Here is a 2,327-nt window from a genome sequence, read left to right as displayed (position 1 = left end):
ATCATCTTTATATTTTGGATTGTTCTGCAACTCAAAAGGAATATGAGAATTGCATAAAATTACAAAAATATTTGTTATTATTATCAAACCAAAAGATGCAAATATCAAAATACCTTGGATAAAATAGGGATTTTTTTTAATTTCTAAAAAGCATAAAAATATAAAAATTATAATACCAAACAAGGCTCTTAGCTGCTTATCTGTAAACATATTTATTTCCTGCGGTTTTTGATAATTTTTTGATCTCTTTATTGATCTCATCTATGAGAGGTTCGTAATTGAGAACGCTTTTCGGAATACCACCCCCATATATCCAAGCTTTCACTTGCGCCTTGGTACTGTAATCAACTTTCTCAGGCATCTCATGATACTGACCACCGTCAAATTCTTCATATTCTCTTGTACCATCATCATATTCGTAAAGATTGTAAAAATACTCTGCTACCCCTAATCCCCATGGGGCATGCCCCACCGCCGTTGCAACGAACTTTTTCCCCCCCTTCTGTTTACGTTTTTTTAAAAACATCTGGTTTAATATCCCCTACCTAAATCCATAACTTTACCAATGGGTTTATTTGCCTCAAAATGGACCGTACAGAAGCGTTTTTAATTTCAATGTGGTTTTTATCACAAAATCTTTAAATCGATCTGTACGGTGCCTTTCTGTCAATTTAAACGCATGTCTATTCTCAAAATCATCAGCAAACTTCACTACTTTGCTGTTTTTTCTGATCCATAAGTGTCTTTAAGCGTAGATCGCTGTTGCAAGTTGATTGAAGCTTTCTGAAAGGTTATTTGCGAAATTGTTTGACGGTGGTTTATAACATGCGCTTTCATATAGTTTTTTCACTTCTGATTTTTTGTGTTTCTTAATTACCAATCCATATTCTGGATGCGTAATCCAATTATCCCAAGCGCTTTGCCAATCGCGTTCATTTGCATTGTGACATGGATTGGTTTTTGAAAAGCGTACAAATTTTTCAAATTCTGATAAGGCTTCATCATGCGTTAATCCTTGTTCAGTTGCGTATTGAAAATCGGGTTTGAAATCTTCTAGTATTCTTTCAACTTCTTGTTTTTCCCTTATTTTCTTTGTTCCTTCAAAAAAGTTTGCTTTCTCTGGAAAATAAGCAGGCATTATCTTATCAACGATTTCTGAAAGTTGTTTTCCAACCTTTTTAACTTTTCGTGAAGGCAATTTCGCAATCATCGCTTCGTTAATTTGCCATCGGTTGTTAACTTCGTTTGAAGTGTTGGTATTTTGCTCGCGAATGATTGGTTGTTTGGTTTCTATCGTTTTGATTTGTTCTGATTGGCTTTCAACATCACACTCGATTGGCTCGTCAACCAAATCGTTTGTTTCTAAATTTTCAAAATCAATTTCTCTTTTTGATAAAATAATATTTTTATTTTTTTTGTTATTGTTAATGTTATTGTTATTGTACCCTCTTGAAGAATCTTCAAGACATCTTGAAGAATCTTGAAGACTTCTTAAAGAATCTTGAAGCTCTCTTGAAGATTCTTCATGGTTTTTATGTTTTCTAGTATTGGCGGCTTTTGCTGCTCTTTCTGCAAACTTATTTAAAGTTTCGTCTGAATTTTTTAATTCTTCTTCAACATCTGAACACCACAAATGACCATCTTCTGAAAGAATAATGTGTCCAGATCTAAATAAGTAATCTAATGCCTTCTGAAATCTTTTTACTGAACAACACGTAAAATGAGATAATATTTGCGCATCATTTACAAGAGGCTCTCTAGTGCGCAACATTTGCAATCGCAATCGCATATAAACATTGCCTTCAATTGCGGGTAAACAAGCAAGATCAAGAAGCCACTTGTCTGCAAAAAGCCTCGTCCATGGTAATTTACTGGACATACCCCAATTCCCTTTCTTTAACTAAATATAAAATTGCTAAAGCATCTGCTTCGTTATCATCTTTCGGATTGTGCCCTTTTGCACGCACCGCCTTAATCATCTCTTCTTTCGACGCATTCCCCTTGCCTGTCGTCGCTTTCTTAATCGTACTTACTGCTATCCCCTCATACGGTATCTGATGCTGTTCACACCACGCCGTTAACGTTGCTAACAAACCACCGTAAACATGCGCTGCATCTGTACCTTTATGACGCCTCACCTCTTCAAAATACACCACGTCAATTTGACCTGCTGTCTGCTTTATTTCTGATAGCCATTGTTTAAAACGCAAATAACGCATTCCACCGCCTTCAAAACGGCGTGATTGAAAATTCACGGTACCACTGAACATGTCACCACTTGCACCACGTATCGCCCACCCCGTTTTGGTACCTAGATCAAAACAAAG

3 protein-coding genes and 1 pseudogene are annotated in these 2,327 nt (G+C 36.0%); all 4 read right to left on the bottom strand.

Annotated elements, in window-relative coordinates:
- Nucleotides 1-210, bottom strand: a pseudogene (locus tag ACFINR_RS09145) (hypothetical protein); the annotation flags it as partial.
- A complete protein-coding gene (locus tag ACFINR_RS09140) occupies nucleotides 197-526 on the bottom strand; it encodes a hypothetical protein (protein WP_375648000.1) in 330 nt (109 codons plus the stop codon). The pseudogene ACFINR_RS09145 and the gene ACFINR_RS09140, both read right to left, overlap by 14 nt.
- Before the next feature lie 219 nt (nucleotides 527-745).
- A complete protein-coding gene (locus ACFINR_RS09135) occupies nucleotides 746-1,879 on the bottom strand; it encodes a hypothetical protein (protein ID WP_375654212.1) in 1,134 nt (377 codons plus the stop codon).
- Nucleotides 1,869-2,327: crossover junction endodeoxyribonuclease RuvC (locus ACFINR_RS09130; RefSeq protein ID WP_375654211.1), on the bottom strand; the 459-nt coding region annotated here is incomplete at its 5' end. The genes ACFINR_RS09130 and ACFINR_RS09135, both read right to left, overlap by 11 nt.

This window comes from Bartonella sp. AP19HLJMH (assembly GCF_042196245.1).
Lineage (GTDB): Bacteria > Pseudomonadota > Alphaproteobacteria > Rhizobiales > Rhizobiaceae > Bartonella.
The sequence above is the reverse complement of the archived record's forward strand: the minus strand, read 5'-3'. Positions and strand labels throughout refer to the sequence as shown.